Annotated in this window: 16 protein-coding genes; 13 read left to right on the top strand and 3 right to left on the bottom strand. The window is 35.7% G+C overall.

All coding sequences use genetic code 11. The features are described from left to right. Positions 1–12 precede the first annotated feature (12 nt). Complete coding sequence (locus AAEO57_RS03655) at positions 13–1,623, bottom strand: RagB/SusD family nutrient uptake outer membrane protein (protein ID WP_341689584.1); 1,611 nt, start codon at positions 1,621–1,623, stop codon at positions 13–15. 37 nt (positions 1,624–1,660) lie between these two features. Then, positions 1,661–4,642, bottom strand: a complete 2,982-nt coding sequence (locus AAEO57_RS03650; RefSeq protein WP_341689582.1) for a SusC/RagA family TonB-linked outer membrane protein — start codon at positions 4,640–4,642, stop codon at positions 1,661–1,663. Positions 4,643–4,879: 237 nt separating this feature from the next. Between AAEO57_RS03650 and AAEO57_RS03645 the strand changes: the two genes are divergently transcribed. From AAEO57_RS03645 to AAEO57_RS03600, 10 genes are all read left to right on the top strand, one after another. Continuing rightward, positions 4,880–5,911 carry a LacI family DNA-binding transcriptional regulator gene (locus AAEO57_RS03645; RefSeq protein WP_341689579.1) on the top strand — a complete coding sequence of 344 codons (1,032 nt, stop codon included), beginning with the start codon at positions 4,880–4,882 and terminating at the stop codon, positions 5,909–5,911. A 489-nt stretch (positions 5,912–6,400) separates the two neighbouring features. After that, positions 6,401–7,756 carry an MFS transporter gene (locus AAEO57_RS03640; protein ID WP_341689577.1) on the top strand — a complete coding sequence of 452 codons (1,356 nt, stop codon included), beginning with the start codon at positions 6,401–6,403 and terminating at the stop codon, positions 7,754–7,756. Positions 7,757–7,776: 20 nt separating this feature from the next. Next, entirely contained in the window at positions 7,777–8,430 is a 654-nt protein-coding gene (gene pgmB / locus AAEO57_RS03635) for a beta-phosphoglucomutase (RefSeq protein WP_341689575.1), read from the top strand. Between the two features lie 168 nt (positions 8,431–8,598). Then, positions 8,599–10,905, top strand: coding sequence for a glycoside hydrolase family 65 protein (locus AAEO57_RS03630; RefSeq protein ID WP_341689573.1), 2,307 nt, complete (start codon positions 8,599–8,601; stop codon positions 10,903–10,905). Between the two features lie 301 nt (positions 10,906–11,206). After that, positions 11,207–13,321, top strand: coding sequence for a glycoside hydrolase family 97 protein (locus AAEO57_RS03625; protein WP_341689571.1), 2,115 nt, complete (start codon positions 11,207–11,209; stop codon positions 13,319–13,321). Positions 13,322–13,415: 94 nt separating this feature from the next. Next, complete coding sequence (locus tag AAEO57_RS03620) at positions 13,416–15,290, top strand: glycoside hydrolase family 13 protein (protein WP_341689569.1); 1,875 nt, start codon at positions 13,416–13,418, stop codon at positions 15,288–15,290. Between the two features lie 201 nt (positions 15,291–15,491). After that, the gene (locus AAEO57_RS03615; RefSeq protein WP_341689567.1) at positions 15,492–16,175 is read left to right on the top strand and encodes a glycerophosphodiester phosphodiesterase; all 684 of its coding nucleotides are present in this window, start codon (positions 15,492–15,494) and stop codon (positions 16,173–16,175) included. An 84-nt stretch (positions 16,176–16,259) separates the two neighbouring features. Then, positions 16,260–17,498: a BaiN/RdsA family NAD(P)/FAD-dependent oxidoreductase gene (locus tag AAEO57_RS03610; protein ID WP_341689565.1), complete on the top strand. Its 1,239-nt coding sequence runs from the start codon at positions 16,260–16,262 to the stop codon at positions 17,496–17,498. 6 nt (positions 17,499–17,504) lie between these two features. Further along, positions 17,505–18,152: an HAD family hydrolase gene (locus AAEO57_RS03605; RefSeq protein WP_341689563.1), complete on the top strand. Its 648-nt coding sequence runs from the start codon at positions 17,505–17,507 to the stop codon at positions 18,150–18,152. Between the two features lie 99 nt (positions 18,153–18,251). Then, entirely contained in the window at positions 18,252–18,995 is a 744-nt protein-coding gene (locus AAEO57_RS03600; protein WP_341689561.1) for a hypothetical protein, read from the top strand. A 55-nt stretch (positions 18,996–19,050) separates the two neighbouring features. Here the strand turns inward: AAEO57_RS03600 and AAEO57_RS03595 are convergent, their stop codons facing one another. Next, positions 19,051–19,527 (bottom strand): TspO/MBR family protein, encoded by a 477-nt coding sequence (locus tag AAEO57_RS03595; RefSeq protein ID WP_341689559.1) that lies wholly within the window; start codon positions 19,525–19,527, stop codon positions 19,051–19,053. 153 nt (positions 19,528–19,680) lie between these two features. Between AAEO57_RS03595 and AAEO57_RS03590 the strand changes: the two genes are divergently transcribed. From AAEO57_RS03590 to AAEO57_RS03580, 3 genes are read left to right on the top strand one after another with little or no spacing between them, the layout of a single operon-like run. Next, positions 19,681–20,763, top strand: a complete 1,083-nt coding sequence (locus AAEO57_RS03590; protein WP_341689557.1) for a diphosphomevalonate decarboxylase — start codon at positions 19,681–19,683, stop codon at positions 20,761–20,763. Between the two features lie 30 nt (positions 20,764–20,793). Beyond that, positions 20,794–21,012: a hypothetical protein gene (locus AAEO57_RS03585; RefSeq protein ID WP_341689555.1), complete on the top strand. Its 219-nt coding sequence runs from the start codon at positions 20,794–20,796 to the stop codon at positions 21,010–21,012. Next, complete coding sequence (locus AAEO57_RS03580; protein ID WP_341689553.1) at positions 21,009–21,317, top strand: type II toxin-antitoxin system RelE/ParE family toxin; 309 nt, start codon at positions 21,009–21,011, stop codon at positions 21,315–21,317. Before AAEO57_RS03585 ends, AAEO57_RS03580 begins: the two co-directional genes overlap by 4 nt.

Below are 21,317 nucleotides of genomic sequence, written 5' to 3'. Positions count from 1 at the left end.
TATTTTTTAAGGTTAGTTATATCCTGTATTTTGTTTTAAAGTAGGGTTTGCCTGAATAGTTCGTGACGGAATAGGCATTAAGTCTCGGAATGAATCTGTGCCGCTTCCATTTTTAACACCACCTTTCCATTGCCAGATTTTTGAACCTCCTGTGAATTTGCCAAAACGAATCAAGTCTGTTCTTCTGTGGCATTCCCAAAACAATTCTCTTCCTCTTTCATCTAAAATAAAATTAAGGTTTAGGTCTGAAGAAGAAATAGTTGTAGCACCCGCTCTTGTTCTGATTTTGTTGATATAGCCTGTAGCAGTAGCTAAGTTTCCTGAAGCTGCACCTCTTACAGTTGCTTCTGCATACATTAAATAGACGTCTGACAATCTGAACATTGGGAAATCAGTATCCGGAATATCTGTTTTTTGAGCAGCAGAACCATCAGAGTTTAGATTCGTATATTTTCTAACGGCATATCCGTTACTAAATACTCCATAATTAGCAATATCCAGAGTTTGTCCGTCGGTAAAGAAAGTTCCTCTTTTGTCACCAGTAGCTGTTTCATCCGGGAATAGTTTTACAAACTCAGGTCTTGTTCTGATACCTGACCAGCCTCCGTTCATTCCCTGATCTCCGGCATTCATTTTTCCTCCAATAGAAGCATGCAGAATAAAACTCATTCCGCCACCTGTTGCTCTGATGGCAATTCCGTCGCTAACAACTGGGAAAATAAATTCGCTTTGAGCACCATTTCTGTTATTATCAGCAGAAAACAGGTAACGGTAAGGAACATCTGCAAAAGTATATCCTGAAGTTGTAATGATTTCGTTGCATAATACTGCAGCTTCATTAAATTTTTCAGTTCCTATGTATACTTTGGCATTTAAATAAATTTGAGCCAATAAAAATTTAGCGGCAGTTTTATCAACCCTCCCGTATTCATTGGTTTTTGAAGCAGCAAGACCGTTGTCCATATCTTTTAGTTCTGACTCAATAAAAGCAAAAACTTCAGCTCTTGATTTTTGTACAGGGTAAAAAAGTCCAACCGGATCTGCTTCTGTAGTAATAGGCACATTTCCGAACAAATCCATTAAGTTATAATATGAAAATGCTCTTAAAAAGCGAGCTTCTGCTCTTAATGTTGCGATTTCTGCTTTCAGGTTTGCATCAACACCTCTTTCGGTTAATTTTTCATCAGTAGTTTGTCTTAAAAATTCATTAGCAACACTAATTTCATAAAAAGCTCTTGAAAAAATTCCATATAAAAACTGATTACTAGGACTCCATGTCTGACCATTTAAAGCTGGAAGTCCGTCGTCATTCCAGGCTACAATTGCTTCGTCAGTTGGGAACTCCTGTGTTACAAATAATAATCGCAAATAACTGCTGAAATCACCTCCAAGTCCCGAGATGTCAGGTAATGCATCTCCATCATTACCTCCTACATACAAACCTGCATAAAGCTTTGCTATTACCTGTTTATAGGATGCTGGATCTTTAAAGAAAGCTTCAGACAAAAATTCATCATCATCCGTAGGAGTCACATTCAAATCGTCGGTACACGAAGTAAGTGTCATACTTAATCCTAAAACCAATAGGAGAAAATAAGATATATATTTAAATGATATTTTCATTTTATTTATTTTTTAAAATTTTATTTTCAAAGTACTATTAGAAACTTGCATTTACTCCAAACAAGAAAGTTCTGGCTCTTGGGTAAACATTATTGTCTATACCATTGAATTTCTCCGGATCTAAACCATCGTATTTCGTAAGAACAAAAACATTCTGAATACCTGCAGTAAATCTTAATGAAGCTGCTTTTAGCAATGATTTGTCAAAAGTGTATCCAACTACGATATTGTCTAACTTGATGAAAGAAGCATCTTTGATATAGTAATTTGAATAATTACGCACTGTTCCGTTTGAATTACTTTCAGTTGTAAATCCTGTATTATAATAATCAGTAGTAATATTAGACAAATCGGTCTGTCTTCTTAAACCTGCTTCCAAATAACCTTTATCAGAACTCACATTATCATAGATGTAATTTCCTAAACTGGCTCTCCAGTTCATTGTAAAATCAAACTTTTTGTAGTTTAAAGTAGAAAACAATCCAAAAGTATAATCGGCTGTAGGCTTGTGAAATTTATAACGGTCAGCATCAGTAATAGCGCCATCGCCATTTCTGTCTACATAAGCTCCCTGAATAGGTTTTTTGTTCGCATCATATAATTGCTCAAATACAAAGAATGAATTTGGGGCAAATCCTTCAGAATGTATCAATACCTGATTTCCTGTTCCTCCGGCAATAATATCACCTGTAATGTATCCTTGAAATCCAGGAACTGTAACCCCTAAATCGTCTATTTTCTGATCGATATAAGTTGCATTCACAGCCAAATTCCAGTTTAAGTTGTTGTTTTTAATAATATCAGACTGAAGATTAAATTCAACCCCTTTTGTTCTTACACTACCAATATTATTGTATCCCTGATTTCTAATATTTGCTCCGTCGGGAACTGGAATATCAGCCAAAAGATCACTTGATTTTTTGTCGAAATAGTTAACAGTTCCTGTTATTTTGTCGTTTAGGAACCCGAAATCTACTCCTACGTTCATCTCGGCCAAATCTTCCCATTTGATATCCGGATTGTATCCTTCTGGTTTTGCAGCTCTGTAAATTACTCCGTCAAAAAGATATTGGGTATTAACTGTTCCCAAAGTTACTCTTCGTAAATAATCATATTGAGGCGGAATATCCTGCTGTCCTGTCGTTCCGTAACCCACTCTTAATTTTAAACTTGACAAAGTAGAATTGTCTTTTAAAAATGCTTCTTCGGCTACATTCCATGCAAAAGCACCTCCGGCAAAATTACCCCATCTGTTAGCTTCAGAAAAACGTGAAGTACCGTCTCTTCTGTAATTTACGGTTACTAAATATCGGCTGTCGTATCCTAAATTTAAACGTCCAAAAAATGACTGTAAATTGATATCCGGATCAGTAGTGACATCTGCTCTTGTCAATGTTTCAGTTGTCTGACCAGAATTATATCCTTCTCGTTGAAACATTTGATAGTTGTATCCGGCAGTTGCGTCAATTTTAAACTTTCCTAAATCTTTAGTATAATTAAAATAAGTGTTAAGGTTTTTATTTTGGCGATTATCTGTATAAGAAGTATAAGTTCCCAGATTTACCCAGTTACCGTCACTATATAGATTTGGCTGATACCCAATAGCACTTTCAGTACTAGCCTGATTATAACCACTGCTGTCAAACTTATCTATACCTGCCTCGGCTACTACTTTTAAATCTTCAAAAAAATGTAGTTTATATTCTAATCTCACATTACCCCATTTTCTGGTTGATGTAGCTCTTCTTTCTTCCTGATTTAATCTGGCAACAGGATTTCTTGCTGGTAATAATGGCAGGTCTCCATTAGGTTCCAGCCATTCGAAATATCCTCCGTAACGGGAGCCTTCCTGATAAATTGATTGTGTTGGATCAAAAGTAATGGCACTGCTGATTAGCGGAGATTCATCCTGAAACTGGTTTTTACCAAATGCGATATTACCGCTGATGTCTATTTTTAAATGATTATCAAATAAAACCGGGTTTAACGATATGGATGTTGTCGTTCTTTCAAAAGACGTATTTCTTAAAATACCCGCATTATCCACATTTCCAACAGATAAACGAACTGGCAATTTGTTAAACAAAGTACCGCTTGCAGAGATATTATTATTAGTAGTTAATGCTGTATGAAAAATTTCATCCTGCCAGTTTGTATTTGCTGTACCCAGTAAAGCTTTTTGTGCATCAGTCCCTTTTTCATTTACTAAAGCACGAAATTGGTCTGCACTTAAAACATCTACAGTGTTAGCAACTGTATTGATGCCCACCTGAGAGCTAAAGTTAACTTTGACACCGCCTTTTGTTCCTTTTTTGGTTGTAATAACAATTACTCCGTTTGCTGCTCTTGATCCGTAGATTGCTGCGGCAGAAGCATCCTTTAAAACCGTAAACGATTCGATATCATTTGGATCAATCGTAGATAATACACTTGTTGCGCCATCCGGAACAGCATTACTCATCGGAAGTCCGTCTATTACAATTAAAGGTTCGTTAGAAGCACTTAATGAGGATCCTCCGCGAATTCTGATGTCTGCTTTTGCTCCCGGAGCTCCTCCTCCAACAACATTTACACCTGCAATACGACCACTGATTAGTGTTTCAGGAGTTACATTTATTCCTTTATTAAATTCTTTTGCTGAAATTTGTGAAACTGAACCTGTGGCATCCTTTCTCTTAACAGTTCCGTAACCTACCTGTACCACCACTTCTTTAAGCTGGTTGGTATCTTCTTCTAATAAAACGTTTAGTGTTTTTTGACCATTATAATCAATGGTTGCAGTTTTGTATCCTATAAAGGAAACCGTAATTTTGTTGCCGGTTTTTACATTTGATAATTGAAAATTACCGTCAAAACCGGTCGATGTTCCTCCCGGAGCACCTTGTACATTTACATTTACTCCCGGGATTGGCTGTCCTGTCGCTTTGTCGACAACTGTGCCGTTTAAGGTGCTCTGAGCAAGCATCATAAACGGAAACAGCAGGAATAAAAATAACAACTTTTGAGAAATTGTTTTCATACTTTTTGTTTAATTTAGTTTGAGTTTTTGATTGTTAGTTAAGCTTTTAATTTTACTTCGAATTTCAAAATTAGGAATTAATTAACATGCTCAACATCAGCCCTTTTTTATTGGCTTACGAAAACGTGGTAGTGTTGAAAACTTTATATATTAAGCCGTTTTTTTAAGAATAAAATTATGATTTATGAAAATTAAGCATACCTTTATTATCAATAACATTTTTTTCAAATTAGCACCATGAAACGAAAAGTGACCCTAAAACAGATTGCAAAAGAGCTGGATGTGTCCATTTCAACTGTCTCAAAATCATTGCGAAACAGCTCTGAAATTGGAGAAGAAACACGTCTGAAAGTTCAGGCTTTTGCAAAGTTTTACAACTATAAACCCAACAACATTGCCCTTAGTTTAAAAAACCGAAAAACCAAAAGTATTGGTATTATCATTCCGGAAATTGTACATTATTTTTTCTCTACTGTTATAAACGGAATCGAACAGGTTGCGAACGAAAATGGATACAGTGTGGTCATCTGTTTATCGGATGATTCTTTTGATAAGGAAGTTTTAAATATGGAAATGCTGGCCAACGGAAGCATCGACGGTTTTATCATGTCGCTTTCTAAGGAAACTCAGTTCAAAGGAGATTTTCATCATATCACCGAAGTCATTAATCAGGGTATGCCTGTCGTGATGTTTGATCGGGTAACCAATGATATTTTATGTGATAAGGTAATTATTGATGATAAAGCGGCTGCATACGAAGCAGTTCAGAGTCTGATTGACAGCGGAAGAAAAAAAATAGCCCTTGTTACTACAGTTGATTATGTAAGTGTTGGAAAACTTAGAACAGATGGTTATGAAAAAGCACTTTTAGATAATGAAATCCCTTTTAATGAAGAGTTAATCATAAAAATTGAAGATGTAGATACCTGCGAAATTACCATTAGTCAGCTTTTGCACGAAAGGGCATTTGATGCGGTTTTTGCTGTTAATGAGCTTTTTGCGGTAACGATTATCAAAACAGCTAATAAAATGGGATTGAAAGTTCCGGAAGATTTGGCAGTAATTGCTTTTACTGACGGAATTATTTCAAAATATTCTACGCCGAGTATTACAACCGTAAGTCAGAGCGGAGAAAAAATGGGCAATAAAGCGGCCAAAATGCTTATTGAAAGACTGGAAGCTGAACATGACGATGATGAAGAGGAAAATGAAAATTACACAACTGAGGTAATTGAAACCCATCTTATAAAAAGAGAATCTACAGATTAACCCGTTGGCTGAAATTATTTTTTTTCAATTCTATTGCATCAGCTTAGATATAAATCTTTCTAAATCTGCTTTAATCTGTGTAAATCTGCGTGAAAAATTAATAAGCAAAAGTATTTCACGCAGATTTTAAAGGATTTTTGCAGAGAAAATCAGATTTAATCCTTGAATGAAGCTATTTTATTCTATTTCACCCAACGAGTTACAGATTAATTTTTAATAATCATAAAATCAAAAGGGATAGTGCTTTTAAATCTGAATTTCGATTTTCACTTTATCACTTTTAATTTTAACAGTACTTTTTTCTTATTTAATTCATTACTACAACCTTGTAGTAAAAAATGTTTGCTCTTATTTGCCTTTATAAAACTAAAAACTGAAATATATTTATATATTTACAGCCCAGTTCAAAGCTTTTACTTTTACTTCGAAAATAAATAGTAAGTTTTGATAAGCAAAGCGCTTATCGTATAATTTTTACAAATTACGATAATGGAAAAGCGTAAATTAAGTTTTTGGGAAATTTGGAACATGAGTTTCGGATTCCTGGGAATACAAATGGGGTTTGCACTTCAGAATGCAAATGCCAGCAGAATTCTACAAATTTTTGGTGCCGATGTCCATGAGCTTTCATGGTTTTGGATTATTGCTCCCTTAATGGGATTAATAGTACAGCCCGTTATTGGTCATTACAGTGACAAGACATGGGGAAAATTCGGCAGGCGAAAACCTTTCTTTTTAGTTGGGGCAATTTTGGCTTCGGTAGGATTAATTCTGATGCCACAGGCTAATATTTTCACTTCAGTATTACCGGCATTATGGGTTGGAGCCGGAATGCTAATGATTATGGATGCTTCTTTCAACATTGCTATGGAGCCTTTTCGTGCTCTTGTTGGGGATAATTTAAGAACAGATCAGCGCACAGCAGGATTCAGTATTCAGACTTCATTAATTGGTTTTGGGGCTGTAATTGGTTCGGCATTACCTTATATTTTAACAAATGCGTTTGATGTACCAAACAGTGCAGTTCCCGGAAGTGTTCCGTTAAACCTGACTTTGTCCTTTATTATAGGAGCAGCTGTTTTGGTGGGTTCAATTCTGGTAACTATGTTTACTACAAAAGAATATTCGCCTGAAGAACTGGCAAAATTTGAAGATCCTCAAAATGACGTGATTTCTGATACAGAAGAGAAATCAAAAATCACGGATATTTTTACAGATTTTGCAAAAATGCCTGAAACAATGCGTCAGCTTAGCTGGGTGCAGTTCTTCTCCTGGTTTGGATTATTCGGCATGTGGGTTTTTACAACTCCGGCCATTGCACATCACATTTACAAATTACCGCTTAGCGACACTTCAAGTCAGCAATATCAGAACGCAGGTGATTGGGTCGGAATTTTATTTGGTGTTTACAACTTCGTTTCTGCCATCGTAGCCCTGTTTTTCTTACCGTATATCGCTAAAAAAATCGGAAGAAAAGCAACTCATTCTATTTCTTTGATTATAGGAGGAATAGGTTTAATATCCATTTATTTCATGCCAAATGAAGACTGGGTCGTTTTACCAATGATTTTAATTGGAATCGCCTGGGCAAGTATTCTGGCTATGCCTTATGCTATTCTTGCCGGTTCGATTACGCCAAAAAAAATGGGGGTTTACATGGGAATCTTCAATTTCTTTATTGTTATTCCGCAAATTGTAAATGCATTAATCGGAGGTCCTATCGTAAAATATCTTTACAATGGGGACGCCATTTATGCCTTAATCACCAGCGGAGTGAGTTTCTTAATCGCTGCTGCATTAGTCTACAAAGTAAAAGATGTAGACGATACTATCTTAAAATCATAATAGAAGATCCCTTTTTTACAATGAGCAAAAAAGCATTTATTTTCGACCTTGACGGAGTCATTGTCGATACCGCCAAATACCATTATTTGGCCTGGCAGAAAATTGCTGAGGCCTTACATATAAATTTTACCCATGAACATAACGAACTTTTAAAAGGGGTAAGCCGCGTTCGTTCATTAGATATCATTCTGGAATTAGGCAATGTTAAAGCTTCTCAGGAAGACAAAGACAAATGGCTGATTCAAAAAAACGACGAATATTTATCGTATTTGGTTGATATGGATGAAAGCGAAATTCTTCCTGGAGTTTTAAATATTCTAAAACTGTTAAAAGATAAAAATCAGGGGATTGCATTGGGTTCTGCCAGTAAAAACGCAAGACCTATTCTGGAAAAAACAGGGATTCTGTCTTACTTCGATGCTATTGTTGACGGAAACGATGTCAGCAACGCAAAACCAGACCCGGAAGTTTTCCTGAAAGCGGCTCAACTATTAAAAATTGATCCCAAAAATGCAATTGTTTTTGAAGATTCTGTAGCCGGAATTCAGGCAGCAAACATAGCAGAAATGGCAAGTGTTGGAATTGGCGAGGAAACAATTTTACATGAAGCGGATTATATTTTTAAAGACTTCACTTTCGTGGATGAAAACTTTATCGACAAGATAATCAATTAGATAATGTGTCAATTTGATAATTAGAAAATGAATAATTATCAAATTAAACAAACTAATAAATCTTTAAAAATCATCAATCAAACAGTAAAAACAATCAGCAATTAGAAATAGCCTAAAAAAGTAATTATCAAATTGGCACATTATCTAATTCTCTAATTAAAAAAACAAATGAATCAGGATTATATAAAACCAGACAACTGGTCCATCATAGAAGAAGGGTTTGATGCCGAAAGTGTTAAATCTTCCGAAAGTCTTTTCAGCCTTGGTAACGGGGCTATGGGACAGCGGGCCAATTTTGAAGAAACATACTCCGGCGAGACTTTTCAGGGAAGTTACATTGCCGGAATTTATTACCCCGACAAAACCAAAGTAGGCTGGTGGAAAAACGGTTACCCGAAATATTTTGCCAAAGTATTAAACGCACCAAACTGGATCGGAATTAACATCGAAATCAATGAAGAAAACCTGGATTTAAACAAATGTGATGAGGTTCGAAACTTTCGCAGGGAACTGAATATGAAAGAAGGCTGGTACAATCGTTCTTTTGAAGCGGTTCTAAGAAATGGAACCGAAATCGCCGTGAATGTACGTCGTTTTCTTTCTTTGGACTTAGATGAAGCGGGAATCATTAAATATGATATTACCCCTTTAAACAAAGATGCCAAAATTGTATACAAACCGTATATTGATGCAGGTGTAACCAATGAAGATGCCAATTGGGACGAAAAATTCTGGGAACCTTTAGAAGTAAAAAAATCAAACAGTGAAGCTTTTGTAACAGCACAAACATTTAAGACGCATTTTAAGGTGACGACTTTTATGCACAATACGATTCTGGCCAACGGAGAAAATATTCATATTTCGCCTTCTGCAATTGATTCGACTATTGATAAAGTGCAGTATACTTATGGGACTATTATTGCCAAAGGACAAACGTCATCCATACAAAAAATTGGAGGTTATACCGTTTCTTTAAATCATGAAAACACTTTGGCTGCAGCCGAAAAAGTAATTAAATCTGCAGTTGCTTTAGGATATGATACTTTGTTTCAAAATCAAATTGAGGCCTGGGCAAAAATCTGGGAAATGTCAGATATTACGATTGAAGGTGATGTTAAGGCACAGCAGGGAATTCGTTTCAATATTTTCCAATTAAATCAAACCTATTCAGGAAAAGATTCTCGTTTAAATATTGGCCCAAAAGGATTTACCGGAGAAAAATACGGCGGATCAACTTATTGGGACACTGAGGCATATTGTATTCCGTTTTACATGGCTACAAAAGACCAGCAGGTTGCGAGAAACTTATTGACATACCGTTACAATCAATTGGATAAAGCAATTGAAAACGCCAAGGATAATTTAGGTTTCAAAAACGGTGCTGCTTTGTACCCGATGGTAACCATGAATGGTGAAGAATGCCATAACGAATGGGAAATCACACACGAAGAAATCCACAGAAACGGAGCGATTGCTTTTGCCATCTACAACTATTACCGCTACACGGGAGATTACTCTTACATTCCTGAAAAAGGTTTGGAAGTGTTAATCGGAATTGCACGTTTCTGGCATCAAAGAGCTTCTTTTTCTAAAGAAAAAAATCAATACGTGATTCTTGGTGTTACAGGTCCAAATGAATACGAAAACAACATCAATAATAATTTCTATACCAATTATATTGCTAAATGGTGTATTGATTTTGCGGCTGAACAAATTGAAAGAGTGGCTTCAGAATATCCTGAAGATCACAAAAGAATAATCGAAAAAGTAAAGCTGCCAGAAGAAGAAATCAAAGAATGGAAAAAAGTTTCTGGTAACATTTATTTCCCAAAATCGGAGGAATTAGGGATTTATTTGCAGCAGGACGGTTTTCTGGACAAAGAACTTATTCCTGTAAAAGACCTGGATAAATCGCAGCGTCCAATTAACCAAAAATGGTCGTGGGATCGCGTTTTGCGTTCGCCATACATTAAACAGGCTGATGTCTTACAAGGGTTTTATTTTTTCGAAGATCATTTTTCGAGAGAAGAATTAAAACGCAATTTCGAGTTTTATGAGTCGTTTACCGTGCATGAAAGTTCACTTTCGCCTTGCGTACATTCGATTCAGGCTGCAGTTTTAGACAAAATGGATATGGCGTATACTTTTTATTTAAGAACTTCCCGACTGGATCTGGACGATTACAATAAAGAAGTAAAAGAGGGTTGTCATATTACGTCAATGGCGGGAACATGGATGAGTATTGTAGAAGGTTTCGGAGGAATGCGTGTCAAAAATGACCAGCTTCATTTTTCTCCAAAAATTCCGAAAGAATGGGAAGGGTATTCGTTTAAAATCAATTTCAGGCATCAAATTTTAAAGGTTACAGTAAGTCATACTGAAACAACTTTTATGGTAGATGGTGATCAGGATTTAACGATTATCGTAAATGGGAAACCTGTAATTGCAAACAAACAACTTGCAAAAATTAATTAAATTACAATACTTTAAAAACTAAAAAAAAAACAAAAATTACTGATTTGACAATCTTGTCATTTCGACCGGAGGGAGAAATCACATTAGAAATTCCGCAAAGTAAATTATCCAATCTTTGTAGAATCCCGAGTGTGATTTCTCCCAAAGGTCGAAATGACAAAAAGAGAAAGTGTTATTTCTAAAATACGCATACAACATTTAAACAATAAAATATGAAATGAGCATGATTAAAATTGGTCTAATACACCATTGAATATATGCGAATTACATATGACCTTTAAAAATAAATAAATATCATCATATGAAAAACTTATTTTTCGCAAGTTTAATCTTGTTTGCATTCAGCTCAAAAGCAAATGCACAGCAATTAAAATCACCGGAAGGGAAGTTCGTAATGGAATTTGCGCTTCAAAATGACGGAACTCCAGCTTACAATTTGAAATACAAAAACAAAGAAGTTGTAAAAACCAGTAAGTTAGGTCTTGAACTTAAAAACGATACCAAATCTTTGTTAAATGATTTTACGGTTGTTGATACTAAAACCAGCACTTTTGATGAAACCTGGAAACCGGTTTGGGGAGAAGTAGATCATATCAGAAATCATTATAATGAACTTTCGGTAACTTTAAATCAAAAAAGTACAGACAGAAAAATTGTAATTCGTTTTCGTCTGTTTGATGATGGTTTAGGTTTCCGTTACGAATTTCCGGCTCAAAAGAATCTTACTTATTTTATTATTAAAGAAGAGAGAACTCAATTTGCAATGGCGGGTGACCACACTGCTTTCTGGATTCCGGGAGATTACGATACTCAGGAATATGATTATACCAAATCGAAATTATCAGAAATCAGAGGTTTAGCGGAGAAAGCCTATACAGCTAATGTTTCTCAAAAATCTTTTTCGCCAACAGGAGTTCAGACTTCTTTAATGTTGAAAACTGCTGACGGAATCTACATTAACTTACACGAAGCAGCTTTGATCAACTATTCTTGTATGCACCTGAATTTAGACGATAAAAACATGATTTTTGAATCGTGGTTAACGCCGGATGCAAAAGGTGATAAAGGGTATATGCAGGCACCAAGCCATTCGCCTTGGAGAACCATTATGGTGAGCGATGATGCGAGAGAAATCTTAGCTTCAAAAATGACTTTAAACTTAAACGATCCATCAAAAATTGATGATACTTCATGGATTAAACCGGTTAAATATGTGGGTGTCTGGTGGGAAATGATTACAGGAAAAAGTTCCTGGTCGTACACAAACGATTATCCAACAGTTCAATTGGGAGTTACAGATTTCGCGAAAGCTAAGCCAAACGGTACACACGGAGCAAACAATGCTAACGTAAAAAAATACATTGACTTTGCTGCACAACACGGTTTTGATGCTGTTTTGGTCGAAGGCTGGAACGAAGGCTGGGAAGACTGGTTTGGACATTCTAAAGATTATGTTTTTGATTTCCTGACGCCTTATCCTGATTTTGATGTGAAAGGGCTTCAAGAATATGCAAAGTCTAAAGGTGTAAAAATCATCATGCACCACGAAACTTCCGGATCTGTTCGTAACTACGAGCGCCACATGGATAAAGCGTACAAATTCATGAACGACAACGGATATACCGCTGTAAAAAGCGGTTATGTAGGTGATATTTTACCTCGTGGTGAAAACCATTACAGTCAATGGATTGTAAACCACTATCAATATGCAGTTGAAAAAGCGGCTGACTATAAAATTATGGTGAATGCCCACGAAGCCATTCGTCCAACGGGAATCTGCAGAACTTATCCAAATTTAATTGGAAACGAAGCCGCAAGAGGAACAGAATATCAGGCTTTTGGAGGTTCAAAACCAAACCACGTTACGGTTTTACCATTTACACGTTTAATCGGCGGCCCAATGGATTACACGCCTGGAATCTTCGAAATGGATATCAGTAAAATGAATCCTGATAACAAATCACACGTAAACAGTACATTGGCTAACCAATTGGCATTATACGTTACGATGTACAGTCCGTTACAAATGGCAGCTGATACGCCTGAGAATTACAACCGTTTCCCGGATGCTTTCCAATTCATTAAAGATGTGGCTGTAGACTGGTCAGAAAGTAAATATATCGAGGCAGAGCCAGGAGATTTCGTTACGGTTGCCCGTAAAGCAAAAGGAACAAACAACTGGTTCGTTGGAAATGTAAACGGAGAAACGCCACGTACTTCAAACATCGATTTCAGCTTCCTTGAAAAAGGTAAAAAATATACCGCAACTATTTATGCTGATGCAAAAGAGGCACATTACAAAACAAATCCGCAGGCTTACACGATCAGGAAAATTGCTGTAACCAATAAATCAAAATTATCGCAGTTATCTGCTCCGGGCGGAGGTTACGCGATCAGTATTATTGAAACCAAATAATTTTAAATTTACCATAGAAATAATATAAGCTCATTTAATTCAAACGTACGCTTACATGTACTTATATTACTTATATGGTTTAAATTTACTTACTATGAAAAACCTTAAAATGATTTTCTTAAAACATTCTTTTTATAAGTTAATCTTATTGGTCCTGTTGGTTTCCGCTTCCGCGAAAGCGCAAATCCAAAAAGTAGAACCACCATTTTGGTACGCCGGGATGAAAAATCCGGAACTGCAGATTCTTTTTTACGGAAAAAATATTTCACAATACGAAGCTTCTGTTTCAAATAATGTGGTGATTAAAAATGTAGAAAAAACAGAAAATCCAAATTACCTTTTTGTAACCATAGATACGAAAGATGTAAAAGCTTCTGAATTGGTTTTCTCTTTCAAAAACAATAATAAAGTTGCCTTTAAACAAAAATATACGCTTAAAGAAAGAAGAGCCAATTCTGCTGACCGAAAAAGTTATGACGCATCAGATTTGATTTACCTGATTATGCCGGATCGTTTTGCAAATGGAAACCCGAAAAATGATAGCAATGCTTCTCTGACTGAAAAAGGAAATCGTGCTTTGCCGGGCGGACGCCACGGTGGAGATATCGAAGGAATCATCAAGAACCTGGATTATATTTCTTCTCTTGGAGCAACCACTATTTGGAGCACCCCTTTATGCGAAGACAACGACAAGGAATATTCCTATCATACCTATGCACAATCTGATGTGTACAAAATAGATCCTCGCTACGGAACCAATGACGATTACGCTCGTTTGTCTGCAGAAATGCATAAAAAAAACATGAAACTGGTTATGGATTATGTTACCAATCACTGGGGAATTTCGCACTGGATGATGAAAGATATTCCAACCAAAACGTGGTTCAATCAATTTGAAAACTTTACTCAGACAAATCACAGACGTGAAGTAATTCCGGACACTCACGCTTCAAAAATCGATCAGGAAGTTTGTATTGATGGGTGGTTCGTACCTTCAATGCCGGATTTGAACCTTAGAAATTCTTTGGTTGCAAAATATCTAACGCAAAATGCCATTTGGTGGATTGAATTTGCCAATCTCGATGGTTTTAGAGTAGATACTTATAATTATTCTGATCCGACCGCAATGGCAAACTGGGCAAAATCGGTTACGAATGAGTATCCAAATTTTAATATTGTGGGTGAAATCTGGATGCACAATCAGGCGAGTTTGGCCTATTGGCAGAAAGACAGCAAAATAGGAGAAATAAAGAACTACAATTCGAATTTGCCAAGTGTAATGGACTTTACGCTTCAAAGCCAGATTGGTTCTGTTTTCAACGATGATACACCTAATTGGGACAGCGGATTAATTAAATTCTACAACAATTTTGCGATGGATTATTTATATCCAAACACCAACAATCTGCTGGTTTTTGCCGAAAATCATGACACCGATCGTATGAATCACACTTTTAAATATGATTTAGCGAAATACAAACTGGCTATGACTTTGTTGGCTACAGTTCGCGGAATCCCACAGATTTATTACGGTTCCGAAATTGGAATGGGCGGTGATAAAGCTAAAGGCGGTGATGCCGATATTCGTCAGGATTTCCCGGGCGGATGGGATGGCGACAAAAATAACGCTTTTACCGCAGCAGCAAGAACTTCTGAGCAGGCTGCTTACTTTGATTTCAGTTCGAAATTATTTAATTGGAGAAAATCAAACGAAGCGGTTCATTCCGGAAAAATGACACATTATATTCCGGAAAACAATACCTATGTGTATTTCAGATACACAGATGCTAAAACGGTAATGGTGGTTTTCAATAACAATGCAAAATTGCAGACTATAAAAACCAATCGTTTTAAAGAAAACATCAAGAACTATAAATCAGGTAAAGATGTTATTACAGGAAAAACATTTGATTTAGCTTCTGAAATTACGCTGGAACCAAAATCAGCTTTGGTTTTAGAATTGGAATAATATTTTTCTCTCGCAGATTCTGGAGATTCAACAGATTCATTTTAATTATCTGCTCAATCTGCCAAATCTGCGAGAAACTTAATCTTTTTTAAGACCTCATTCTACATTTTTTTGATAATCTTTGAGAATAAAAATTCGTGAATTCGGAGCTATTATTTTTCCTCTGCAACTTTGTACCTTTGCAACTCTGAAACTATAAAAATGAATATTCTAAAAATAGCTCACAGAGGCGCAAAAGCATACGAACCCGAAAACACACTTCAGGCTTTCCAAAAAGCTTTAGACTTACATTCAGACGGAATCGAACTCGACGTTCACCTCAGCGCTGACGGTCATATAATCGTGATGCACGACGAAACCATCGACAAAATGACCAACGGAAAAGGGGATATCAACACCTACACTTTAGCCGAATTAAAATCATTTTTAATCGCTGATGAATTTCAAATCCCAACTCTAAATGAGGTTTTTGATTTAGTCAATAAAAAATGTTTCATCAACGTCGAATTAAAAAATGCTGATACTTCAAACAATGTAGTTTCTTTAATCGAAAAATACATTGCAGAGAAAGATTGGAATTATGGCCACTTTATCATTTCGAGTTTTGACTGGAATGCTTTAAAAGAAGTTCAGAATCTAAATCCCAATATCCCGATTGGTGTTTTAACAGAAGAAAATATTGATACTGCTCTGGCTTTCGCCGAAACCATAAAAGCAAAAGCAATCCATCCTGATTTTCAATTATTGAATAAAGAAAATGTCAGCAAAATTCAGGAAAAGGGATTCTTTGTTTTTCCGTGGACAGTAAATTCGGAAGAAGACATTCAAAAAGTAAAAAGTTATCAGGTAAACGGAATTATCTCTGATAATCCAGATAAAATATAAAGTTTAAATAGCCACGAATCACGAATTTATTTTTTTACAATCTATGAGAATAAAAATTTGTGAATTCGTGGCGAACAAAAAAATATGATCAAAAATTTCGACATTATCATCGTTGGCGGAGGCGCTGCAGGATTTTTTACAGCGATAAATATTGCTGAGAAAAATCCGAAACTGAAAATCGCCATTTTAGAAAGAGGAAAAGAAGTGCTTTCTAAAGTTCGTGTTTCCGGCGGTGGAAGATGCAATGTAACACATGCCTGTTTTGAGCCTAACGAATTGATTAAATTTTATCCTCGGGGCGAAAAAGAACTTCGCGGCCCATTTCATCAGTTTTGTTCAGGCGATACAATTGAATGGTTCGAAAAACATGGTGTCGAATTAAAAATCGAAGAAGACGGCAGAATGTTTCCGGTTTCTAATTCCTCGCAAACCATAATTGATTGCTTTCTAAAAGCAACCGAAAAATTAGGAATAAAAGTGTTGACAGGTCAGAGTGTACAATCTATTTTCAAAAAAGAAAACCACTGGAAGATTGACACACAAAGTGACAATTTTGCTGCCGAAAAATTAGTAATGGCTACGGGAAGCAACCCAAAAATCTGGGAAATGCTTCAGGAACACGGTCATGCGATTGTGAGTCCGGTTCCTTCACTTTTTACTTTCAATATCAAAGATTCCCGAATTAAAGAATTGCCCGGTGTTGCGGCACAGGTAACCGTAAATGTAAAAGATACCAAATTAGAATCAACCGGACCTTTATTAATCACCCATTGGGGAATGAGCGGACCTGCAATTCTGAAACTTTCGGCCTGGGGAGCACGAATCCTTCACGATAAAAATTACCAGTTTACGATTTTTGTAAATTGGTTGAATGATGTCGATTATGAAGATGCTGAAAAAATTCTGAAAGAATTAAAACAGGAACATGCCAAAAAAGCCGTTTCAAAAAAATCACCTTTTGATTTGCCTATCGGCCAGTTCGCTGGCGCTCGGGTCCCGAATCGTTTGTGGGAAAGTTTAGTTTTAGCTTCGGGAATTGAAACCGAAACCAAATGGGCAGATTTATCTAAAATTCAATTGCAGAATCTAACTTCACAATTAACCAAATCCGAATTTAAAGTTAACGGAAAAAGTACTTTTAAGGAAGAATTTGTAACGGCTGGCGGAATCGATTTAAAGGAAATTAACTTTAAAACAATGGAAAGCAAAATACATGAAAATCTTTATTTTGCAGGCGAAATTGTCAATATCGATGCCATAACAGGAGGGTTTAATTTTCAGAATGCCTGGACAAGCGGATTTATTCTGGCTCAAAATATTTAATACAACATGAAATATAAAGGAATTATTTTTGATTTAGACGGAACCTTAGTCAATTCATTGGAAGACATCTCAGACGCAATGAATAAAGTGCTCAAAGGTCTAAATTACCCAACTCATACTTACGAAACTTATCAATATTTTATCGGCAGTGGTTTAAGAAATTTGGTCAGCAAAGCACTTCCTGCAACCAACAATTCAGAGGAACAGATCGAAATTTGTTTTGAATGTATGATTAACGAATATCGTGAAATCTGTACGCTGAAAACAAAACCTTATGATGGAATTGTTGAGTTGTTAGAAAACCTGACTTCGCAGAACATCAAAATGGCTGTTTTCTCGAACAAAGCAGATGAATTAACGAAGAAAATAGCTTCAGAAATATTCCCGAATCATTTTGATACAGCAGTTGGTTTAAGTACCGAAGCGCTTAAAAAACCAAATCCGTTTGAGGCTTTAGAAATTGGTAAAAAATGGAATTTGAAGCCGGAAGAAATCCTTTTTGTTGGCGATTCTGATATCGATATGCAGACCGCAGTAAATGCGAATATGTTTCCGGTTGGCGTTACCTGGGGTTACAGAACAGAAGAAGAACTGAAAAACAGCGGTGCAAAAGTGGTTGTGAACAGGGCTTCGGAATTAATGGAAATATTGTAAACCGTTATTTAGATTTAAAGTATTAACAGGAATTTACATAATTAGTAAGTTTTTATTAAGATTATTCTAATAATTTTACTCTCAGCAAATTAATTCTGTATGAGAGTAAAATTACTTACTACAATTTCTTTTTTTACTTATCAATTAAGCGTTTCTCAAACAGATAAACTTCTGCACGGAAAAGTCATTTCTGAGAATTTGGCGCTTAAAAATGTTGAAGTCATTAACAAAACGGCTAAAACAAGTACCACTACTAACGATAAAGGCGAATTCTCAATTTTGGCAAATGTAAAAGACAGTCTGCTGTTTTTCTCAAAAAAGCATTATTTTACAAGATTCAAACTCACTCAGAAGGATCTGGATCACAATCTTGTTGTCAATATGGTTGCCAGACCGGAAGAATTGCACGAAGTTGTCGTTTTAAATAATAAAAAATCTGGCGGCTGGTTGACTAAAGAAGAAATAGAACAGATTAAGCTAAACTCTCATAAATCAAAAGAAGGTCTTCCAATTGCAGGCTATAAAGAAGCAACTATGCCCAACGGAACAGATTTTATTTACCTTGGAAAACAAATTCGGAATTTATTCAAAAAAGAAGAAACTCCTAAAAAAGAAATTCCCAAAATTGATTTAAACCAGCTTATAAAAAGTACTTTAAACCCTGATTTTTTAACAAAAGATCTGAAATTAAAACCCGAAGAAACAGCGCTTTTTATTGAATTCTGCGAAGCTGACCCAAAATCTAAAATCCTTTTAGAAAATCCAAATATTCTGGCTACGATGGATTTTTTGTATGCTAAAAACGAAGAGTTTAAGAAGTTGAAAACAGAGGTTGAAAATTAATATTCATTAGTTCTTTAAAATCTGAAACAAAAAAAACTGAAACCTGAAACAAAAGTTACTTATTCAACCACCAGATACTCGCATTCAAAATCGTTGCAAAACCAACCCAGGCTAAATAAAGAATCAATAAGTAACCAGCCGTTTTATTGATTTTGATAAACTTTAAATACGTTTCGTAAATCATCAGCCATAAAAGCGCAATTTCAATTAAAGCCAGCATAGGGTTTTTCAATCCGAAGAATAAGTACGACCAGACAGCATTCAATGTTAACTGAATGATGAAGAATCCTAAAGCTTTTTTGACTTCTTCGTTTTGCTCTTTTATTTTATCCCAGACTAATCCGGCAGCAACGGCCATTAGAATATAAAGCAAGGTCCAGACCGGCATAAAAATCCAGTTGGGTGGATTAAAAAAAGGTTTTTCAATTGTTGGATACCACTCTGCTACACTCGGTCTTGTTACCAGACTTGCAGAATATCCTACTGCCAAACAAACTACTACCGCTATTGCTATTTTTACGAACTTATTCATGATAATCAAATTTTGAATCAAAAATAGTCAAAAAGAAAAATTTCAAACCATATAAGTCGCATAAGTTCATTTTAGTAAAAGCTGCTTATATTTCTTATATAACTTATATGGTGAAAAAATTTAAAAACTATCTTTGCCAAAATTTTACAATTCATGTTTACAGCAGCTGATTTTATTCCTAAAGCATATTCTTCAACAATCGAAAACGGAAATTTTGAATGGAGCGCTCCCAGCAATATTGCATTAGTGAAATATTGGGGGAAAAAAGACAATCAAATTCCCGCGAATCCATCGGTAAGTTTTACACTGAATAATTGCAAAACGATTACGAAACTTGCTTTTGAAAAGAAAGAGAGTCAGGATACTTTTTCATTCGATTTATTATTTGAAGGAAAACCAAAAGAAGATTTCAAACCAAAAATCAGAAAGTTTTTAGAGCGAATTGAAGAATATCTGCCGTTTTTGAAAGACTATCATTTCACGATTGATACTCATAATACTTTTCCGCACAGCTCGGGAATCGCTTCTTCGGCATCCGGAATGGCCGCTTTGGCGATGAATTTTATGGGTTTAGAAAAAAAGCTCAACCCGGAAATGACGGATGAGTATTTTTACCAAAAAGCATCTTTTCTGGCTCGTTTAGGTTCAGGAAGTGCCTGCCGAAGCGTGAAAGGAAATGTTGTTGTTTGGGGAAATCAGGCAAATATCGAAGGAAGCTCTGATTTATTTGGGATTGAATTTCCGCATGTAATTCATGAAAATTTCCATAATTATCAGGATACCATTTTATTGGTTGACAAAGGAGAAAAACAGGTTTCGAGTACAGTTGGGCACGATTTAATGCACAATCACCCGTATGCCTACAGCCGTTTTGCCCAGGCACACGAGAATCTGGATAAATTAATCGCTATTTTCGAAAGTGGAAATGTAGAAGAATTTATCAAGGTTGTAGAAAGTGAAGCATTGACTTTGCACGCCATGATGATGACGTCGATGCCTTATTTTATCCTCATGAAGCCAAATACATTACAGATTATCAACACGATCTGGAAATTCAGAGCGGAAACAAAAACTCCGGTTTGTTTTACCCTTGATGCCGGTGCAAATGTGCATGTGCTTTATCCTGAAAATGTAAAAGAAAAAGTATTACAATTTATTAAGAACGAATTAGTTGGCTTTTGCCAAAATGGTCAGTACATTTGCGACGAAATTGGAGAAGGTGCAATTGCATTATAATTTTGCGTATCTTTAGTTAAATTTTTGATTATGGACATTCAATTAGAAAAACTTGAACTGATAAAGTTGTTAGCGGATACAGAGGATCCGGCTATATTAAAATCTATTCGAAAAATTTTCAAAAAAGAACAGAAAGACTGGTGGGATGATTTGACTGATGAGCAAAAAGAGGATCTTGAACTAGGTATGCAGGAATTTGAAAGAGGAGAAGTTGTGAGTTACGAATCAATTTTAAAAAGACACGGTTGAGGTTGAGAAATATCGAATTTACTCTAAGAGCCGAAAGATCTTTCGAAAAAATTTTGAGCTACATCGAAACAAAATGGTCAACAAAAAGAAAAATTGATTTTCTTAAAAAATTTGATAAATCAATTTCAGCAATTCTTTTACATCCGGAAAGTTTTCCTTACAGTGAAAAAAACAAAAGGATTAGAAAATGTGTTCTAACAAGACAGACTACTTTTTATTATGTTTTTAGTTCAAAAGAAATAACTATTATCAACTTTTTTGACACCAGACAAAACCCAAATAAAATAAATAAAGACATTAAATAA

The sequence above is a fragment of the Flavobacterium calami genome (genome assembly GCF_038290035.1).
Lineage (GTDB): Bacteria > Bacteroidota > Bacteroidia > Flavobacteriales > Flavobacteriaceae > Flavobacterium > Flavobacterium calami.
Note: the sequence above shows the minus strand (reverse complement) of the source record. Positions and strands in the feature narration are given on the sequence as shown.

Excerpts from the sequence above, each read along its gene's own strand:
- AAEO57_RS03655 (WP_341689584.1), bottom strand. The coding sequence starts at position 1,623 with ATGAAAATATCATTTAAATATATATCTTATTTTCTCCTATTGGTTTTA.
- AAEO57_RS03650 (WP_341689582.1), bottom strand. The coding sequence starts at position 4,642 with ATGAAAACAATTTCTCAAAAGTTGTTATTTTTATTCCTGCTGTTTCCG.
- AAEO57_RS03645 (WP_341689579.1), top strand. The coding sequence starts at position 4,880 with ATGAAACGAAAAGTGACCCTAAAACAGATTGCAAAAGAGCTGGATGTG.
- AAEO57_RS03640 (WP_341689577.1), top strand. The coding sequence starts at position 6,401 with ATGGAAAAGCGTAAATTAAGTTTTTGGGAAATTTGGAACATGAGTTTC.
- pgmB (WP_341689575.1), top strand. The coding sequence starts at position 7,777 with ATGAGCAAAAAAGCATTTATTTTCGACCTTGACGGAGTCATTGTCGAT.
- AAEO57_RS03630 (WP_341689573.1), top strand. The coding sequence starts at position 8,599 with ATGAATCAGGATTATATAAAACCAGACAACTGGTCCATCATAGAAGAA.
- AAEO57_RS03625 (WP_341689571.1), top strand. The coding sequence starts at position 11,207 with ATGAAAAACTTATTTTTCGCAAGTTTAATCTTGTTTGCATTCAGCTCA.
- AAEO57_RS03620 (WP_341689569.1), top strand. The coding sequence starts at position 13,416 with ATGAAAAACCTTAAAATGATTTTCTTAAAACATTCTTTTTATAAGTTA.
- AAEO57_RS03615 (WP_341689567.1), top strand. The coding sequence starts at position 15,492 with ATGAATATTCTAAAAATAGCTCACAGAGGCGCAAAAGCATACGAACCC.
- AAEO57_RS03610 (WP_341689565.1), top strand. The coding sequence starts at position 16,260 with ATGATCAAAAATTTCGACATTATCATCGTTGGCGGAGGCGCTGCAGGA.
- AAEO57_RS03605 (WP_341689563.1), top strand. The coding sequence starts at position 17,505 with ATGAAATATAAAGGAATTATTTTTGATTTAGACGGAACCTTAGTCAAT.
- AAEO57_RS03600 (WP_341689561.1), top strand. The coding sequence starts at position 18,252 with ATGAGAGTAAAATTACTTACTACAATTTCTTTTTTTACTTATCAATTA.
- AAEO57_RS03595 (WP_341689559.1), bottom strand. The coding sequence starts at position 19,527 with ATGAATAAGTTCGTAAAAATAGCAATAGCGGTAGTAGTTTGTTTGGCA.
- AAEO57_RS03590 (WP_341689557.1), top strand. The coding sequence starts at position 19,681 with ATGTTTACAGCAGCTGATTTTATTCCTAAAGCATATTCTTCAACAATC.
- AAEO57_RS03585 (WP_341689555.1), top strand. The coding sequence starts at position 20,794 with ATGGACATTCAATTAGAAAAACTTGAACTGATAAAGTTGTTAGCGGAT.